This window comes from Cobetia sp. 10Alg 146 (assembly GCF_029846385.1).
Classification (GTDB): Bacteria; Pseudomonadota; Gammaproteobacteria; order Pseudomonadales; family Halomonadaceae; genus Cobetia; species Cobetia marina.
The window spans coordinates 1-230 of record NZ_JARWKT010000028.1 but is presented as its reverse complement, the minus strand read 5'-3'; the positions used below and the strand labels follow the sequence as shown (position 1 = coordinate 230).

The window sequence follows — 230 nt, the reverse complement described above, 5'->3', positions numbered from 1 at the left end:
CGTAAAGGGAATCGTAATTTATTGCTTGAGATTCAATGTTTAACTACCGAAACAGAAGCTGAATTTCCGCAGCGTGTTTGTGTTGGTTTAAATATGAATCGTATAAAAATGCTGACCGGTATATTACGTAAGCATACTAAAACTAAAATATTTCACGATACGTTTTTTAATATTGTGGGTGGTTTAAGAATTGATGAGACAGAAACCTGCATCGATTTAGCATTAGTAAC

Annotated in this window: 1 pseudogene; it reads left to right on the top strand. The window is 33.5% G+C overall.

The features are described from left to right. A pseudogene (locus tag QD172_RS17315) lies at positions 1-230 on the top strand (DNA repair protein RadA); the annotation flags it as partial.